Source organism: Halobacteriovorax sp. RT-2-4, assembly GCF_047085445.1.
Taxonomy (GTDB): Bacteria; Bdellovibrionota; Bacteriovoracia; order Bacteriovoracales; family Bacteriovoracaceae; genus Halobacteriovorax_A.
In genome coordinates this window covers 115,756-132,727 of the sequence record NZ_JBKIXY010000002.1, presented here as the reverse complement: position 1 = coordinate 132,727, position 16,972 = coordinate 115,756, and the positions used below count along the sequence as shown (strand labels likewise).

Sequence of the window (16,972 nt, the reverse complement as noted above, 5' to 3'; positions counted from 1 at the left end):
CATTATATAATGAAAACAACTATAATTGTGACATGGCAAAATATTTTACTGACAAATTAAATTACTCACTAGCAAATGAAGATATTGAGATGGAGTCAAAAGTTTGTGAAAAACTTTCTCCTAAAAAAATTGGCTCTATTTGTGGTGCAGGACCAAGAGGGTTATACCTTATTACAAATACTGACTCAAAGTTAGACCTCTTTGATGTATCGGGCCTTCAGATTGAATGGGCAAGAGCGTATGAGAAGGCGATTCTTGCACTTGAAGAAGTGGATTATTTAAGAGCATACCATGATGATTCCGCGATTTTAAAAACAGTTGGTGCTAATGTTGGACTTAATGATTATTTTGAGGCCAATGAAATTGCGGCACTTGCCGGATCATGGGAAAAAACATTTATTACCTTTTCAAAGCTTTGTCGTAAAATTTTAGGGCATCGTGTTATTGAGGCCCTTAGAAATTGTAAAACAATTCAAGAGCAATTAAATATAATGGATACAGTAAGCTTTAAGGTTAAGTGGACAGTTGTTTTATCAATTGTAGGAAATAAGGCCTTAATGAACTCTCTCTTGTATCGAGGTGACTTCATTAGAAAGAATATCCCAGAAAGTTATGTGAAATTTTATCGAAACCGATTTGCTCGTTTATTTAAAAATAATCTGATTAAAGATAATTTTTTCTTAAGCCTGTGCTTCTTTGGTGAAGTAACTTTGACAAATACGCCTCTACGTTGTCGAAGTTTTTCGCATCTTAAAGATTGTATAGAAACAACTCAAATCAATTATCATATTGGTGATGTTGTTTCAGAGCTTGAAAGTGGAAAGTATCAATTTGATTATTTCTCTTACTCTGATGTCCCTAGTTACTTTGATGATAAATTAGGCAAGGATTTCGTTCAAAAAGCAAAGTCTTCAATTTCTATCGGTGGAGTGATTTGTGTTCGTTATTACTTACGAGTTCATACTCCAGATTTAGATGGTTTTGAAGATATCACAGCTGAATTTAAAGATCTTATAAAGAAAGAAAAGGTCGGAGTTTACGACATAAAATTTTATAAAAGAGTTTCATAAAGAAAAGGCCTCTTATGAGGCCTTTATTTATTCTTGATTTTCTTGTAATAAGTTGATTAGACCTTTTTCACAGTCCATTTCGATCTCTTGTCCATTCTCTACTATTTTTGTAATTCCTGGAACTCCGACGATTGTAGGAATCTTAAGTTCTCTAGCAATAACTGCTGAGTGGGAAAGTGTCGATCCCTTTTCTACAAGTAGTCCTTTGATTGACGGAAATAATGGTGCCCATCCTGGATCAGTTCTTACTGTACATAGAATCTTGTCATTAACATCAATTCCATCATCCGGCTTAAAGAGTAGGGCAACCTCTCCTGTGATGTGACCTGGGTAACATCCTATACCTTTTAATGCACCATCATGATCAAGATTTGTATTGCCTTCATAGATAAATTTATTTCCTGCGTGAACGAAGCCAAATGTCTTAAAGTGATGACCAGGTTCCTCATCTTCATATGAATCGTACTCAGACTTTCTTAAGCTTATTAGTTCTTTTAGATTTGTCTGAACAATACGCCCATCTTTTAGTTCTTCAATTTCACTAAGAGTTAAAAAGAAAATATCATCTGGTGTACTAATTAGATTGAAGTTTGCTAATTGATTTCCCATTTCACGGTAAATTTGACGTGAGATACCAAATGACTTTGTTCTAAGAAGTCTTGTGTTTTCACGATAACGAATGGCCTTTCTAAGTTTTGCCAGATCTTTATAAAAACGTTTTCTTCCAAAAATTGAAAGCTTTTTCTTAACTATTGGCTCAATCTTTTCTTCTTCAGACTCTCTAAGTTCAAGCTCATTTGCAATGAAGCTTTCATAACTTAGGCTTTCTTTAATCACGTAATTTTTTAGAATATTGATGAGAAAGTCTGGGCTTTCTCTCAGTGATAAGCTTTCAAGCTTAAGCTCACCAATTGTGCGATCACCATAGTTTTCGATATAATCTTGGCATAAATCAAAAATGGCCTTATTGTTGATGTAGAAGAAGTCCATAACTTTTGAATTTTCTAGTTTTAGGAATTGATCCTTAAGATTTTGATCGCATTTCTTAATTTCATCACTTATTTTTAAAAGTTCTTTAGTCGGTTGAGTACTGGCAATATCATGTTCTCCTGATAATAAATTTCCAAGAGTGATATCTGCATTTTCAACACCAAGCTTATCCATCCAGCGATACATCTTTCCATTCATCATCATAACGTAGAAGTCATTTATAAGTGGAGCGTGCCATTTACTCGTGATTTTCTGATCGAGCTCTTCAGTTAGATCATAGAGTTGAGTAAGATTAAGTCTATTGAGTTTGGTGAAATCAATGTCATTATAAACTTTATAAAAATCAGACATAAAGTCGGCAACAACTTTATCTATTTTTGAGAAATACCAAAGAAGACTACCAAAGGTTTTTATCAGACCTGGTAACATTCTTAATCTCTCACATAAAGGTAGGTCTTTATCTTCAATAAAGTCGACAGGGTCTGTAATTCCCATCATTTTCTCCATATCTCCTTTAGATTGTTTAAAGGACGGAAGCAAAAGGAGCCCCTTATACCAAGATTGAATATTGTAGAATACTCGACCTTCAATAAGAGCGATCATATTCTTATGTCTTTTTTCGTGCTTTTTTAACTCTTCTTCACTTAGCCCAGTTAAGCCTAGTAGTTGATGATAGACCTTGTAGTACATCTTTGAGGCATAAGAGAAAGTTAGGGGTGTTGTAACTCCATTGAATGATTCTTGGATATTTGAGTTATCAAAAACATTGGCGAAGTCTTCACGCTTATCCATTGGAAGAGATGTGATATCTCGTGTCTGGACAATATAGATATTTCCATTTTGAAAACAAAATTCTATATCTTGAGGCTTCTTCTTTAATGCAAGAATATTTAGGGCAAGCTTATTTAACTCAATGATTTCTGCGTGAGTTAAGACACTTGAATTGATATCATTTCCTGTAACTTCAACTTTCTTTGTTGTTTTGTTTTCGTAGTCAGCAATAATCTTATAGTCTTTTTCCCTAATTTCATCTCTAATGATACCAAGGTCATTGATTGTGTATTCATCAGTATTGCATTCACCACTTACAACACCTTCTCCTTGACCGTAGTTTGCTGAAATAAGCATCTCGTCTCTGTATCCATTAATTGGATTGGCCGTAAAGAGAACACCTGACTTCTCAGGATCAATCATCTCTTGGATGATAACCGCCATCTTTGGTGTCGATTGATGGATTTGATTTTTAAAGCGATATGTAAGGGCCGTTAGAGAGAAGTTGCTTTTAAAACAATTTCTAATGGCATCTTCTATTTTATCTTTTCCTTGAACATAGAGAAAAGACTCTAATTGTCCAGCGAAAGAGAAGTGACTACCATCCTCATCAGCAGCTGAGCTTCTAATAGCATAGTGAATATTAGGATTAATTCTCTCCATAACTTCATCAATAATGGAAATTTCACACTTATCAATTTCAGCATGAATTTTTGCGATTAGTTCTTTTAAATCATCAATAAATTGAAGTTGTGTGTAGCTTACGATGAGTTGCTTTAATACCTCATTTTGGTCAACTAATGTTTGAAAGTAATCACTAGTGATACAAAACCAATCTGGTGTATTAACACGACACTTTTCAAGCTTAGCAAGGTTATAGGCCTTACCACCAACTTGTGTTTTTGTTGTAAGAAGAGAATCAAATTTACTTAATAGATACATTTACTACCTAACATTACAAATTATATTATTTTCATTTAATATTATCATATGAAAAAAATTGAAGATATAAGGCAAGAACTGGGTTACGAAGGTATACCGATAAATGGATGTCACTACCTGGATTCTCACTTTCGAAATAATTTAGAAAAGCGATGCTTGATCTATCAAAATAAAGATCAGAACTATGGCGAGTTTATGTCTCAGGTTGGGGCATGGATAAAGACATTATCTGATGCTGGAATAAAGAAAGGGGATCGAGTTATCGTACTCATTCCATTGCGACTGGAGCTTTATCAGATAATGGTGGCATTGTTCTATATGGGATCAGTTGTCGTCTCAATTGATTCTACTATGCCAAAGGATAAACTTAAGCAGGCCATTGAAGATGCAAATGCTCAAGGGATCATCTCTGTTAAAGAGCTTTTAAAATGGACGCCTTTAATTCCTGCTCTGTGGAAAATGAAGCGCTTTACGTTTGATCAAAATTGTCTTTTTACTAAAACTTTAACAAGTATTAGAGCGCAAGATAATCTTAATTTCTCGCAAACACCAATTGAGCAAGATGCTCAGACACTTATTTCTTTTACAACTGGCTCCACTGGAAGACCTAAGGCCGCAAATCGAAGTCTTGATATCTTTTTATCACAAAAGATTGTCTCAGAATATTTTTGGCTACATAAAGAAGATGAAGTTGATATGCCATTTTTCCCAACTCTTGTTCTACAAAACTTGGGCCTTGGAATCACCACAATTTTCCCAGATATCGACTATCGTAAATTAGCTGAGTTTGATGCTTCAAGGGTTATTGCGCAAATGAATCAATATGGTGTCACACGATTTAGTGCTAATCCAATGATTATCAGAAGACTTGCTGATTACCTTGCATCAAATGATATCAAAATTCCATCGTTAAGAAGTATTATCATTGGTGGTGCTGAAATATCGACAAAGCATGCAAGTTTTGTGAAGGAACAATTCGATAGGGCCTGTTCGTTGGTTGAGATTCATATTATCTATGGCTCTACTGAAGTTGAGCCCATTAGTTTTGTTCCAATTGAAGAGTATATTTCAAATAAGAAAGTTGGACTTAAGTTGGGGCATATCATTGAAGTTTTAGATACTAAGATTGATAAGGTCGCTAATGGTTTTGATTTTCAGGAAGGAGTCGTTTGGGGAGAAATCTGTCTAAGTGGACCTCATGTTATTAAAGAGTATATTGATAATCATCCAGCCAATAAAACGACTAAGAGATGGGATGAACAGGGAAGACTTTGGCACCTCACTGGTGATGTTGGATATGTGAGTGGGGGACAGATTTATCTTCTTGGGCGACTCAAAGATTGTTTAAAGGTTAATGGCAAGCTCGTTCCAACATTTCACTATGAGAATGAATTGGCCCGTATTGATGGTGTTCAAAGAGCAGCTCTAGTTCAAGTTAATGATACGATATTGTGTCTGATTGAGGGTGAAGTTAAGATAAAAGAACATATTAGTGAAATCTTAAATGATTGGAATCTTGGTGAAGCGCTTGTTGAATTTGGCCGTGTTCCTGTTGATTCAAGGCATTTTTCTCGAGTTGACCGAAATGCCATAAGAGAAAGTATCCAGCACAAGTAGATTGTGCTGGATTGATATCTAAACTCTTATACTAGTTATCGTAATTTCGACAAAGAATTGAGATCTTCTTTGTCAGCTCTTTAGGTAGTGTTGAAAATAGGCTTGATCCGCTATTTACTTTGTGTCCATAACATCTTTGCCAGTGAGGAGTATAAAGTTGTCCTTTATCTCTTAAAAGGTACTCTTCCATATAACTTTGAAGATGCTTATCTAAAAGCTCTTTCGAGTCAGATCTTTCTAAAACTTTTCTCTGATAAAGAGTATCTGCGATTTCAAATGGTGTAACAAAACTTGCTTGACCTTTGTAGAGTTCATTTGATTCATCAAAGTTGTAGGCAGCACGTATAAAAGTATGAAACTTAATTCCTGGATAAGTCTGTTTGATACCATTATAGAAAGAGTTATCGTGTTCTCCGTTATCACCAACTAGGATAACTGTATCAGGTCTATTCTCAGCGATTAGCTCTTGAAGTCTTTGCGCTTTAAATACCTTGCTCGATACTTTAAAAGGTCTAATTTCCAAGCTTCCCTCTGGGAAGTTTCCGTTTTTAAGGAGTTCATTGTGCGACCATGCCATCACTTCCTCTGGCGCATTTGTTAGATAAAAAACATCTGCATCGAGGCGATTTTTTATGATGTGATAAAGGTCGGCCATGCCAAGGAAAATATTATTTGTACGGTAGGCGTTTGAAACGGCATCGACCTTTGATCTGATATGGCCAACTTTAATTGTGTCGTCGATATCTGAAATTAGAATCGTCTTCCCACTATCTTTAGTAAAAGCTAGTGTTGCCGAAGCTAAGAGGTTTAACATTAATACTAGGATTACTGATTTCATCTTTCTTGTTTTCATGAAGAAATCATATTGAATGAATTCACTAATTTCACCATGTATCGCGTTAGTATGAACATTATACAGAGATTTCGTTAAAGTTTTCCATCCAAGTACTGAATTGTTGGCATTTTTGGACTTCTTTGGCCTTTAATAAGTAGAGATTCTTATGAGATCTGAATGTGAGAATACTACCATTCACTTTTAGCTCTTTTAGCTTTTCAATCTCTTTATAGTGCTCAATATTTCGATAATCACAAGTGCTGATTGTTTCGGCTTCAATTTTTTCTTTTTTAGTCACTTCTTCGTGTAGTTCATTTAAGAGATTTAATTGTTCTTGGGAGAGTTCGTGCTTAATCTGTGCTAATCTTTCTAGATAATCTTTTGATTCGTTAAGACTTCTGGCCGCAAGATGGCCCAGTCCTTTCTTTGAAAAGTTATTAAACTCTTCAATTTTCACTTGAGAGCGAAAGAGGTAGTCATTGGCCTTGGGTCCAACTGCATGAACCGTATTTGAAAGCCAGTAGACTCCGATTAATATAAAGATAAAGTATCTTAGTTTCATATGTATTTTATAGAGCAAGAAAAGTGCCAAGAAATAGGGCAGTTTTATACGAGCTTTCAGTAACTTGGAGTGTTTAGTATATGGACAGTGTCTAAAAATATCGTTATTTAAGGTACTTACTGTTTAAAACATGGTATAAGGCAAATTATGTACTATTTTGATCACGCTGCCTCAACTAAGCTCTATCCTGAAGTTATTGAAGTTTTATCGCAAAGCTTCGAACTGGACTATCCAAATCCTGCTGCTAAGCATTTAGCAGGAAAGGAATGTGCTAAGAAAATTGAGGATGCTAGAAGTAATATCTTAAAACTTATTCAGGCAAAAAACTATGGCCTAATCTTCACTTCTTCTGCAACTGAAGCAAATAATCAGGTGATTCGCTCGATTGAGGAGGGGATTATTTTTTTAAGTGGAGATCATCCTTCTGTCACTAAAGTCATTGATAATGGACAAGGTTATAAAAGCATCGATGAAATTGTCGATGGCGTAACAAGTGAAACACAACTTGTATGTATCAGCCTTGTTAACTCACAATCTGGACAATACTTTGAAGTTGAAAAAATAGCGCAAGCTGTGAAGGCCAAGAATAGAAAGTGTCTCGTTCATGTGGATGCGACACAAGGCTTTGGTAAGGTTCCTTTCACACTCAAAGACTCTGAAATTGATTATGTCACTTTTGGTGCTCATAAAATGGGAGGTCCAAGAGGAATTGGCGGTCTTATTTTTAAAGAAAGTAAGGTTCAATTTCTTAAACGCTACCTAAGAGGTGGTGCACATGAAAAAGGCCTAAGAGCATCGACACCTCCTACTTCTCTTGTTGTAGCTCTTGAGAGAGCATGTGAATTGGCCTTTAAGGATTTAGAGAGTTCATTTGAGAAAGCAGAAGTTCTTAAAGAAGTAATTAAAAAAGGGCTAAGTGCTCTACATAAAAATATAAGTTATCCATTTGAGGATCGAAATACTTCACCATTTATTCTATGTGTTCTCTTTGAGGGAATTGCTAGTGATATCATCATGAGACACCTTGAAACCAAGGGAATCATGATCTCTTCATCTACAGCTTGTTCATCAAAGATTAAGGGATTAAACCCTCTCTTTGCAGGACTTGGGATTGAAGAGAAGTTTCATAAAAATATTCTTAGGATATCGATTGGTAAGTCAACAACACAAGAAGAGGTGGAAGGCCTTTTAAAAGGTTTTGGCGAAGTTATTGAAGAAATTGGTTTTTTAATTAAATAGGAATAATAAAGATGTATAAAAGTTTAATTTTAACAGTTGATGAATTATGGCTTAAGGGTAAGAACAGAAAGAGCTACTATAAGAAACTTCAGACAAATCTAAGTCGAATATTTAGTAAGTATCATCATACATCTTGGAAGCTAAAAAATAATCAACAGCGACTAGTGGCCGAAAGTGAAGAAGAGTTTAGTGAAGAACTAATCCATAGATTAACTTCTGTTGCTGGCCTAAGCTCTGTTACTCCGATGCGAGCGTGTCCATTAGATCTTGATTATGTTTGTGATCTTGCCGTAAAAGAATTAAGTCAATTATCAAATATTAAGACTTTTAAAGTTCAAACAAAAAGAGCTCTTAAACAATTTCCAAAAAATAGTGATGAAATTAACCGCTATATTGCAACTGCAATCTTAAAAAATACGGAACTTAAAGTTGATGTAAAAAATCCTGATCTCATGGTTGATGTAAAAGTCATGAATGAAGAGATCTATCTATCTTGGGAAAAGATTCCATGTATTGGTGGTCTCCCTGTAGGGACAAGCGGACATGCTATTACTCTTTTATCTGGTGGGATTGATTCACCTGTTGCTAGTTATTTAATGGCAAGAAGAGGCGTGAGACAATCTTTTGCTTTCTTCTATGCCTATCCATATGTTGGAGAGGAAGTAAAAGATAAGATTTTAGAGCTTGGAAAAATTCTTTCTAAATTTCAGGATAGCTTTAAATTATATGTTCTTCCTTATGGAGATATTCAAAACTATATTGCAAAAAATTGTAAGGAAGATTACAGAACATTATTTTTTAGAAAATATATGATGGATACTTCTGCGTATCTTGCAAGAAGAACAAAGGCGAGTGCCCTAATTATGGGAGATGCCCTTTCACAAGTTTCAAGTCAGACACTTCAGAATATGAGTGTACTTGATCGTTCTTGTCCGATGCTTGTGATGAGGCCACTTATTGGGATGAATAAGCTGGACATCATTACAGAGGCCAAAAAGATTGATACATTTGAAACATCTATTATTCCACATGATGACGCTTGTTCAATGTTTGCACCGAAACATCCAGTAATTAAGGCAGAAATAAAGTACTTTATGGAGTTTTGCGAAGAGCATGATTTATCAGAGTTAATTAAAGAATGCGTTAATAATGCTGAAGTATATCAGTATGATATTCAAGGTAACTTTGAAAAAAAATGAGCGGAATGAGATTTTATTGTGCATTGCAAGTAATTTCTTCCTGAATAATTAATCTTTGATTAATACTGAAGAGGCTTTAAAATATAATTTAGGAACTACCTAATATTATTAGAATTGGAGCTTCAATGCACAAGAAATTTCGAAAGTCGTTGGGACTATTTTTAGGTCTCATTCTTTTATCAACGCCATTTGTTTTAAGAGCGGAAAATGGTTTATTTAGTATTAATAAAGATCAAGTTTTAGGGAACTTATTAATCGATGTTCTCGAAAAACTTCATTATAAAAAATTAAAAGTTAATGATGATCTTTCTAAAAATGCTTTCAAAGAATTTGTTCAAAAAGTCGATTACTCAAAGCAATTTCTATATGATTCGGATGTTAAAGAACTTAAGAAGTATGAGTCTTTAATGGATGATGAGATGAGATCAGGAAACTACAAGCTTGTTCTTGATGCCATGAAAATTAAAAAGCAAAGAATTGAAGAAGCAGATGCTTTAAGAAAGAAAATGTTTAAAGGTAAGTTTAACTTTCATGGAAATGAAGTTGTTGAGCTAGACCCAGAAAAGAGACATTTTGCAAAAGATAAGAGTGAGTTTGAAAAGAACTGGCGCCTTACTTACAAGCAATCAGTAATGGCCCGTTATATCTCGATTAAAGAAGACCAAGAAGACCTCAAGAATCCTAAGAAGAATGCTAAAAAGACTGCTAAGAATAAAAAGAATGGAAAGAAGAAGCTTGAGTCTGAAAAAATTCTAACTGAAAAAGAAATCGTAGCTAAGGCCCACGAAGCTATCGACAAGAAATATCGCCTTTATTTCGAAAGACTTTTAAAAGACACAAGAGATGACTATATGGAGCTTTTCTATAACTCTGTTGGTGCTGTATTTGATCCGCACACAGCGTACCTTGCTCCAAAGAGAAAAGAAGATTTTGATATCGATATGTCAGGGCAACTTGAAGGTATCGGTGCTGTCTTATCTGAAGATGAAGGTTATATCAAAGTTGTTGAAATCGTTCCAGGTGGAGCTGCATGGAGACAAAAGGAACTTGAAGTTGATGATTTAATTCTTGCTGTAAGCGAAGGTGACTCAGAGAAGGAGCCGGTTGATCTTGTTGGGATGAGAGTTGATGATGCCGTTAGATACATTCGTGGTAAGAAAGGAACAGTTGTTAAGCTTCATGTTAAGAAGGCCGATGGCTCACGTAAGTCAATTGGTATCACAAGAGATGTTGTTAAGATGGGGGCCTCTTTTGCTAAGTCTTCAGTTCTTGAACTTAAAGGTGTGAAAGGTAAGTTTGGATATATTAATGTTCCGAAATTCTACCGTGAATTTAATGGAACGATTAATTGTACTGATGATGTAAGAGCTGAACTAAAAAGATTAAAGAAACAAAAAGTTAATGGTGTCATCCTTGACCTTCGAAATAATGGTGGTGGGGCCCTGACAGATGCACAACTTATGTCAGGTCTATTTATTAAGGAAGGGCCAATTGTTCAAACTAGAAACTATATGAATCAAGTTGAAACTCTTGCAGATGAAGATCCAAGTATTGAATATGGTGGCCCACTAATTGTTATGGTTAACCGTTACTCAGCTTCTGCATCAGAGATTCTAGCGGCAGCAATGCAAGACTATAAGAGAGCTGTAATTGTTGGTGGTGCAGTTACTCACGGTAAAGGGACTGTTCAGGTTGTCTATAGCCTTGATCAAGGTCTAAATAAAATGATTGGTGAAGAGTTTGGAGCATTAAAACTTACGATCCAAAAATTCTACAGAATAAATGGAGTATCAACACAGTATAAAGGTGTAACACCTGATATTGTAATTCCAGATCCAATGTCATATGCTGAAAACCGTGAAAAGGATTTAACTTACTCACTTAAGTGGGATGAAATTAAGCCAAAGAAATATCAGAAGTGGGCAGGTATGTCTTATGATATGAAAAAGCTTATTAGTGAGTCTCAAAAACGTGTTCAAAAAGATGAGCGCATGCAAAAGATTGAAGAGAGCGTTGCTTACCTTAAGAAGAGACGTAAAGAGACTGAGCTTAAGCTTAATATTGACTCTTGGATGAAAGAAGAAGAGGCAAATAAGAAGAAGCTAGAAAGTCTAAAACTAGATCTAGAAAATAAAGATTTAGTTGTTACTCACTTCGAAGAATCACTAAAGTCACATGAGACTGTAAAAGAAGGTGATGAAAAGCAGTGGAAAGAAGACTTTAAACAACGTAAGGAAGAATGGGTATCATCTCTACGTAAGGATGCAGGGCTTGAGGAAGCAATCTATATTATGCGTGATATGATTGCTCAAGAAGCAAAGAAATAATAAGGATAAGAAATGGATTTTAATAAATTAATTGATAATTCAGATATTGATCATGTGATGGCAGTTCTTGAGGAAATGGATGATGAGCAATTATCAGTTGAGCTACTTAGAAAATTTAATGATAGCACTAAGGCCTTAGGAGAGTTGTTAATGAATCACGATCCTAGTTTAGATCATGCACATTGGAAGACTCAATGTGATGATGCAAAAAAGCTGGTTGATAAAGTCGTAAAAGAGATTCTTTCACATCAAAAATAATTTTTTAAGGTAAAAAAGAGTAAAAGTTTTAGATTATTTTTATATTTTAAATTAACAAAGGCCAAGTCATAAGTACTTGGCCTTTTACTTTTTATTTGCTGAAATTTCTTCCTCTTAATAAAAAGGGAAAAATGGCGAATAATAAATACCATGTAAGTCTTTTCTTACTATCCTCACATCAAGTTAGTCTAATTCGCGTTAGACGGATTGGCCCTGGCCCCCACCAGGGCCTTTTCTATTCTTGAGGTAGCGTTCTTGTTTACTACTTTGTCAGCATCAGTTTTCTCATGAAGTCACTTGCGCTTCGCACTTCCTTAGCAGCATCTTCCTCACTAATATAATTACCTTCAAGAAGATTAAGGATTGCCTGATCAAAACTCTGGCAAGGGATGTCTGCTGAATTTGTTCCACCATTTTCAATAATTGGAATGATGCGATCAAGAGGCTCATCTCCACGAATACATTCTTTAACACCTGGGCCAGTGACCATAATTTCTTGGGCAACTCGTACACCATTAGCAGATTTTTTTGAACGTATCATTCGTTGTGAGATTGTGGCATAAAGGGAGTCGGCCAAACGTTTTCGTGCATCGGCCTGTTCTTCACCTGGAAACATTGAAATGATTCGACTAATTGTCGATATCGCATCTGTCGTATGAATCGTTGCTAGTACCAAATGACCAGTTTCAGATGCCTTTAGAGCAATTTCGATTGATTTTTGATCCCTGAGCTCTCCAAGTAAGATAATATCTGGGTCCTGTCTTAGAGCATATTTTAGAGCATCTTCAAAATTATCGGTATCCACTCCAATTTCTCTTTGGGTGACACGTGATTTTTTTTGTTCATGGATATATTCAATTGGATCTTCGATTGTAATAATATGTTTTGCACGACGCTCATTAATATAGTTGATCATACTTGCAAGAGTCGTCGACTTACCAGAGCCTGTCGCTCCTGTAACAAGAATTAGTCCACGTTTAGCACGGATAATTTGTTTTAGTGAATCACTTAAGCCTAAGGCCTTATAGCTTGGAATTTCTTTTTTAATGACACGAAAAACAAGGCCATTCTTATTGTTGAATTTAAAGTAATTAAATCTTAGACGACACTTATCTTCAAAGTCAAAAGAGCCATCGAGATCCTTGATTGCCTCAAGCTCTTGCTGTTCCTTATCTCCAACGAGTAGGCGAAGGATATCGTAGATGCTTTCTTGGGTTAGTAATTTATTTGATTTAACGGCGACCATGTCACCACTTATTCTAAAGCAAGGGGTTTCGTCTGCCCTTATATGTATGTCACTCGCATTGTTGTCAATAGCGACATTGATTAGTGACTTGAAATGAGAGTACTCAAATGTCATTAATTACGTCCTTCATCATATAGCTTCTATAAATCATAGATAGATAGAGACTTGTCGGAAGACCGCGCAAAAAAGTTTAGTATTATGTAATATTAATATCTTACTTCGCGTATTTCTTTCGCATTTCCCATAGAAGATTACTAATATAAGGCCTTCTCGACTCCTTAGTCGTAAGCATTAGAAGCTTTGTGATCTTAAGGTTCTTTGGGTCTGAGTAGAGTAGAATCAGCATCTCTCGAATGAAATTTGTCGAAAGGGTAATGTAATTATCTGTTCCAACCCCAAGCTTAACGCCTTTCTTTTCCCACCATGAAAATGGATGGTCTTTAAAGTCTGGGAAAACTCCTGTGAGCTTAAGGTTTGATGATGGAAGCGCAACAAGTGAAACACTCTTTTGAATAATACGGTTTAGAATATCGTGTTGATAGTGTTCAACTTCACGTGCATTATGAAATTTAGTCTTTAATAGTAAAGTCACTTCATCTGCTTCAAGTGGCTCACCTTTAAAGAGTTTCTTTTTTACTCCAATAGAATAAGATTCCCACTCCATCTCTTCGAGCTCATGTCCTTCTGTTGATTTCTTATCAATCGGTTGATGTTTTGCATTTGCTTCAACTATTCTTTGAAAGAGACGGTGGTAGTAATAGTTAGGATTAATCCCAAGGCTTAGCCCATGTTCAAGTGTATCAATATGCCAAATATTCATAGCATTATCGACAGATTGAATTCCTTTTTTTAAAGTCAACCAAGTCTCTCCGTGGTGAGAGCGAATCTTTAATCCACGGTACTGAAGCTTACGTAGTCCACTTTTAAGCTCTTTAAAGTGCGCCTTACGATAAAGGGCCTTCTCATCTCCAACTGTGTCAACTTCTACTAGGTTCTCTTTTAAGTACGGATACTTTTCCAAGATATCGAGTAGGGCATCCACTTGATGCTCAAAGTGTTCTTTCTTAGTCTCAAAGTTAATGTCATCAAAGAAGTTCAATTCTTTTCTAAAAGACGGAGATAGAATAAATTTGAAACTTGGTACTTCTTTTTGAAATTTCTTGAAACCTTCATAAAGTCCTAGAACAACATCTTCTTCAGTAACTTCTCCGATACCAGGGATTTGTTCTGCATCCATATTTGAAGCACGAGATAATGTAAACTTTAGACGAATACTTCCGACGTTATAATTTTCGTACAATTCTTTTGCCATATGATAGGCAGCATCTTGATGGGCCTTTTTAGATGTAAGGATAAGCTTTGCTAAAAAGAGTATTCGAAGGTAAGTTGCAAATTGTTCACCTTCTTTAAGTCGAATAAGGTTATCGACATCTTCTATACTATTAATTGGGAGAGCATCATCTCCATAAACTTCTGCAATTCTCTTTTCGTAAACTTTTTTATTCTTACCACTTAGAAGTTTCTTTAAACGTGGATAGATAAATTCTGCATTTAAAGATCCTGTTAGGTGGATATGTTCTTCGTAGTATGGAATTGGAAATTTTTGAAAAAAGTTAAAAACTGCATCTGATACAGGGTGATTGAGAAGAGTTTCAATATCAACTTCATCAATTTGAAAAGATGAGAGTAGCTTCATAAATTCAAGAACTGGCTTCTCTAATAATTGATTGTCGCGAATACTAGGTGAGTGCACAAGTAGCTCTAGGGTATCATTTAAAGAGATACCATTTGTTTCGCTTACAATCTTAATTAGCTCACATTCAATATTATTGATAATTTGTTCTTTTCTCTTTTGCATCTTTTACTTCTCTCTATATCAATTACTTATTTTTATTATAAATATTTTGAATCTTATTAAAGTTTTCATTTAAACGATCATCAATGATCTTTGATTTTAATTCTGCCTGCCACTTATCTGGATGATAGGTTTGCACTAATTTCTTATATTTCTTTTTTCGGTCACTTTCTTCTTTTAGTGAACTAAATTCATCACTTAATTTATTTTCATCAATTGGAAAAAGTGCAAAAATCTCATCATATGAAGAGTTCATCTTCTTTGTCAGCGAAGTAAATAAAGAGTCTTTCTTAATCGGTAAGGTTATTTCTTCGCTTCTTATAAAGCCTTCAAGAATTGCTACTCTATCACTTTTTATTGTGGATAAAGCTATAAGTAGCTTTAGTGTTAGTTTATTAAAGCGTTTATGTTCAATTCTTTCTATGTTTTGAAAGAAAAATGCCGTTGTTGCAGCTGACAGAAAGGATTCTTTTGAAAGACTTGATTTGTTTAGCTTTGCTACTTTCAATAGCTCTTCCTTACAAAAGAAACTTTTTATAAAAGGATTTATTAGGGGAGATAGCTCTTCTTTATCAAATTTAAAATCTTTACGTAATAGATTTAATATCTCTTCACCTTCTTTAAAATCTCCCCACTGAAGAGACGACTGAAGACCTATAAAGAAATTTAAATCTTCATTACTTGCAAACATTTTCTTTTCTTCAAAATAAGAGAGAAAGGTTCTTTGAGATCCTTTCGTTGTTTTGGCCCCCGTTGCTTGAGTTGAGTTTGAATTACCTGTAGCAGACATTCTTTCAATCTTTCTTCGAACCATCTCATCAAACTCTTCTTTTGAATGAGACTTGTTTGATTTCTTATGAGGATTAAAGATTCCATCAAAGAACTCTTTAAACAGAGGCGCAAGCATGTAGGCCAAAACGATGGCAATAAATGCTAGTGTGATATTTGAAATTATTTTTGGTAACATATTTTAGTCTTTTTAATAATTATTTTAACGCTTTAAGGCATAATATGGAATGGGCAATAGATACACGACTAGTTAACTTAAATAAACCATGGAAGATTTCAGGGGCCGAGGTTTTGGCCAAAGAGATTATCTACGTGACTCTTAAAAATGGTGAATACAAGGGAGTTGGGGAAATTAGCTATGGTTCAAAAGAGAATATCTGCGTCGAAGATTTAAAACAAGAACTTGAGCGTTTTGCATCAGATTATGAAAATGCAGGTATTGTTCAATATAATGAGTTAACACAATATCTAGACCAATATGATTTTTATGTTCCTCGTCTAAGACTAGGGGTGGAAACAGCTTTCTTAGATTATCTTGTGAAGGCCACTGAACTTAGTCCATGGAAAATTTTAGGTACTAATACAGTTAAAAGCGTAGACTCATTAGACTCATTTCCAGTTTTTGAAACAATAGAAGAAGGAAGAAAGCTGCTTGATGATGCAGATACTAATGGGGTTATCAAATTAAAGATTACACATGAAACATTTCCTGTTCAGGTACAACTTATAAATGAATCAAAGCGTGTATTCGTTTTAGATGCTAACGAGTCATATGGGAGTAATCTCGAATTATTACTTGAGCATTTAGCTATGATAGAAGATGAGAATGTACTTTTTATCGAACAACCGCTTTATCGAAATGAGTTCGACCTTTATAAAGAATTAAAAGAAAAGTCACCAATCGATGTTTTTCTTGATGAAGGCATTGAAGATCATCGATTTCTTGATCCTTTTAAAGACCTTTGTCATGGCGTTGTTCTTAAAACTTCAAAGGCAAATGGCCTGATGAAGACTTTCTCACAACTTCAACAAGCAAAGAAGCTAGGACTTAAGACAATGCTTGGCTGCATGGTTGAATCAACAGTGGGAATTGCGTCACTTTTCAATATTGCTTATGGTTTTGATTATTTTGATTTTGATGGTTTTACAAAATTGAAAGACGATTCAGGGCCTCATGTTATTTGGGAAAAAGGAAAAGTGATTTTGTCTAATATGAATTAAATTCCCCCCCTCGAAAAATTGTGGTGTTCATTTAAAATAGTAAGATATGTA

The 16,972-nt window shown here is 35.0% G+C and carries 13 protein-coding genes; 7 read left to right on the top strand and 6 right to left on the bottom strand.

The features are described 5' to 3' along the window. Positions 1-32 precede the first annotated feature (32 nt). Complete coding sequence (locus ACMAYL_RS10995; RefSeq protein WP_412471085.1) at positions 33-1,070, top strand: DUF3419 family protein; 1,038 nt, start codon at positions 33-35, stop codon at positions 1,068-1,070. A gap of 27 nt (positions 1,071-1,097) precedes the next feature. Here ACMAYL_RS10995 and ACMAYL_RS10990 read toward each other — a convergent pair whose 3' ends face one another. Then, a complete protein-coding gene (locus tag ACMAYL_RS10990; protein WP_412470084.1) occupies positions 1,098-3,773 on the bottom strand; it encodes a PEP/pyruvate-binding domain-containing protein in 2,676 nt (891 codons plus the stop codon). A gap of 48 nt (positions 3,774-3,821) precedes the next feature. Between ACMAYL_RS10990 and ACMAYL_RS10985 the strand changes: the two genes are divergently transcribed. Next, entirely contained in the window at positions 3,822-5,390 is a 1,569-nt protein-coding gene (locus tag ACMAYL_RS10985) for an AMP-binding protein (RefSeq protein ID WP_412471084.1), read from the top strand. Between the two features lie 31 nt (positions 5,391-5,421). Here the strand turns inward: ACMAYL_RS10985 and ACMAYL_RS10980 are convergent, their stop codons facing one another. Both ACMAYL_RS10980 and ACMAYL_RS10975 read right to left on the bottom strand, forming a co-directional pair. Beyond that, positions 5,422-6,243: a phosphatase domain-containing protein gene (locus tag ACMAYL_RS10980; RefSeq protein WP_412471083.1), complete on the bottom strand. Its 822-nt coding sequence runs from the start codon at positions 6,241-6,243 to the stop codon at positions 5,422-5,424. 58 nt (positions 6,244-6,301) lie between these two features. After that, positions 6,302-6,787 carry a hypothetical protein gene (locus ACMAYL_RS10975; protein ID WP_412470082.1) on the bottom strand — a complete coding sequence of 162 codons (486 nt, stop codon included), beginning with the start codon at positions 6,785-6,787 and terminating at the stop codon, positions 6,302-6,304. Between the two features lie 147 nt (positions 6,788-6,934). Between ACMAYL_RS10975 and ACMAYL_RS10970 the strand changes: the two genes are divergently transcribed. The 4 genes from ACMAYL_RS10970 to ACMAYL_RS10955 all read left to right on the top strand — a co-directional run bounded on the left by ACMAYL_RS10970 (position 6,935) and on the right by ACMAYL_RS10955 (position 11,810). Beyond that, complete coding sequence (locus ACMAYL_RS10970; protein WP_412470081.1) at positions 6,935-8,026, top strand: cysteine desulfurase family protein; 1,092 nt, start codon at positions 6,935-6,937, stop codon at positions 8,024-8,026. A gap of 11 nt (positions 8,027-8,037) precedes the next feature. Further along, positions 8,038-9,225 (top strand): tRNA uracil 4-sulfurtransferase ThiI, encoded by a 1,188-nt coding sequence (thiI, locus tag ACMAYL_RS10965; protein WP_412463120.1) that lies wholly within the window; start codon positions 8,038-8,040, stop codon positions 9,223-9,225. Between the two features lie 125 nt (positions 9,226-9,350). Continuing rightward, the gene (locus ACMAYL_RS10960; protein WP_103219150.1) at positions 9,351-11,552 is read left to right on the top strand and encodes a carboxy terminal-processing peptidase; all 2,202 of its coding nucleotides are present in this window, start codon (positions 9,351-9,353) and stop codon (positions 11,550-11,552) included. 12 nt (positions 11,553-11,564) lie between these two features. After that, positions 11,565-11,810 carry a hypothetical protein gene (locus tag ACMAYL_RS10955; protein WP_103219151.1) on the top strand — a complete coding sequence of 82 codons (246 nt, stop codon included), beginning with the start codon at positions 11,565-11,567 and terminating at the stop codon, positions 11,808-11,810. Between the two features lie 262 nt (positions 11,811-12,072). Here the strand turns inward: ACMAYL_RS10955 and ACMAYL_RS10950 are convergent, their stop codons facing one another. From ACMAYL_RS10950 to ACMAYL_RS10940, 3 genes are all read right to left on the bottom strand, one after another. Beyond that, positions 12,073-13,170 carry a type IV pilus twitching motility protein PilT gene (locus ACMAYL_RS10950; protein WP_103219152.1) on the bottom strand — a complete coding sequence of 366 codons (1,098 nt, stop codon included), beginning with the start codon at positions 13,168-13,170 and terminating at the stop codon, positions 12,073-12,075. 100 nt (positions 13,171-13,270) lie between these two features. Beyond that, positions 13,271-14,914, bottom strand: coding sequence for a hypothetical protein (locus tag ACMAYL_RS10945; protein WP_392992384.1), 1,644 nt, complete (start codon positions 14,912-14,914; stop codon positions 13,271-13,273). 22 nt (positions 14,915-14,936) lie between these two features. After that, positions 14,937-15,878 (bottom strand): hypothetical protein, encoded by a 942-nt coding sequence (locus ACMAYL_RS10940; RefSeq protein WP_412471082.1) that lies wholly within the window; start codon positions 15,876-15,878, stop codon positions 14,937-14,939. Positions 15,879-15,922: 44 nt separating this feature from the next. Here ACMAYL_RS10940 and ACMAYL_RS10935 point away from each other — a divergent pair, with 44 nt between their 5' ends. After that, on the top strand, positions 15,923-16,921 hold the full coding sequence (locus ACMAYL_RS10935) for an enolase C-terminal domain-like protein (RefSeq protein WP_412470080.1): 999 nt from the start codon (positions 15,923-15,925) through the stop codon (positions 16,919-16,921). Positions 16,922-16,972: the final 51 nt, after the last annotated feature.

Excerpts from the sequence above, each read along its gene's own strand:
- ACMAYL_RS10995 (WP_412471085.1), top strand. The coding sequence starts at position 33 with ATGGCAAAATATTTTACTGACAAATTAAATTACTCACTAGCAAATGAA.
- ACMAYL_RS10990 (WP_412470084.1), bottom strand. The coding sequence starts at position 3,773 with ATGTATCTATTAAGTAAATTTGATTCTCTTCTTACAACAAAAACACAA.
- ACMAYL_RS10985 (WP_412471084.1), top strand. The coding sequence starts at position 3,822 with ATGAAAAAAATTGAAGATATAAGGCAAGAACTGGGTTACGAAGGTATA.
- ACMAYL_RS10980 (WP_412471083.1), bottom strand. The coding sequence starts at position 6,243 with ATGAAAACAAGAAAGATGAAATCAGTAATCCTAGTATTAATGTTAAAC.
- ACMAYL_RS10975 (WP_412470082.1), bottom strand. The coding sequence starts at position 6,787 with ATGAAACTAAGATACTTTATCTTTATATTAATCGGAGTCTACTGGCTT.
- ACMAYL_RS10970 (WP_412470081.1), top strand. The coding sequence starts at position 6,935 with ATGTACTATTTTGATCACGCTGCCTCAACTAAGCTCTATCCTGAAGTT.
- thiI (WP_412463120.1), top strand. The coding sequence starts at position 8,038 with ATGTATAAAAGTTTAATTTTAACAGTTGATGAATTATGGCTTAAGGGT.
- ACMAYL_RS10960 (WP_103219150.1), top strand. The coding sequence starts at position 9,351 with ATGCACAAGAAATTTCGAAAGTCGTTGGGACTATTTTTAGGTCTCATT.
- ACMAYL_RS10955 (WP_103219151.1), top strand. The coding sequence starts at position 11,565 with ATGGATTTTAATAAATTAATTGATAATTCAGATATTGATCATGTGATG.
- ACMAYL_RS10950 (WP_103219152.1), bottom strand. The coding sequence starts at position 13,170 with ATGACATTTGAGTACTCTCATTTCAAGTCACTAATCAATGTCGCTATT.
- ACMAYL_RS10945 (WP_392992384.1), bottom strand. The coding sequence starts at position 14,914 with ATGCAAAAGAGAAAAGAACAAATTATCAATAATATTGAATGTGAGCTA.
- ACMAYL_RS10940 (WP_412471082.1), bottom strand. The coding sequence starts at position 15,878 with ATGTTACCAAAAATAATTTCAAATATCACACTAGCATTTATTGCCATC.
- ACMAYL_RS10935 (WP_412470080.1), top strand. The coding sequence starts at position 15,923 with ATGGAATGGGCAATAGATACACGACTAGTTAACTTAAATAAACCATGG.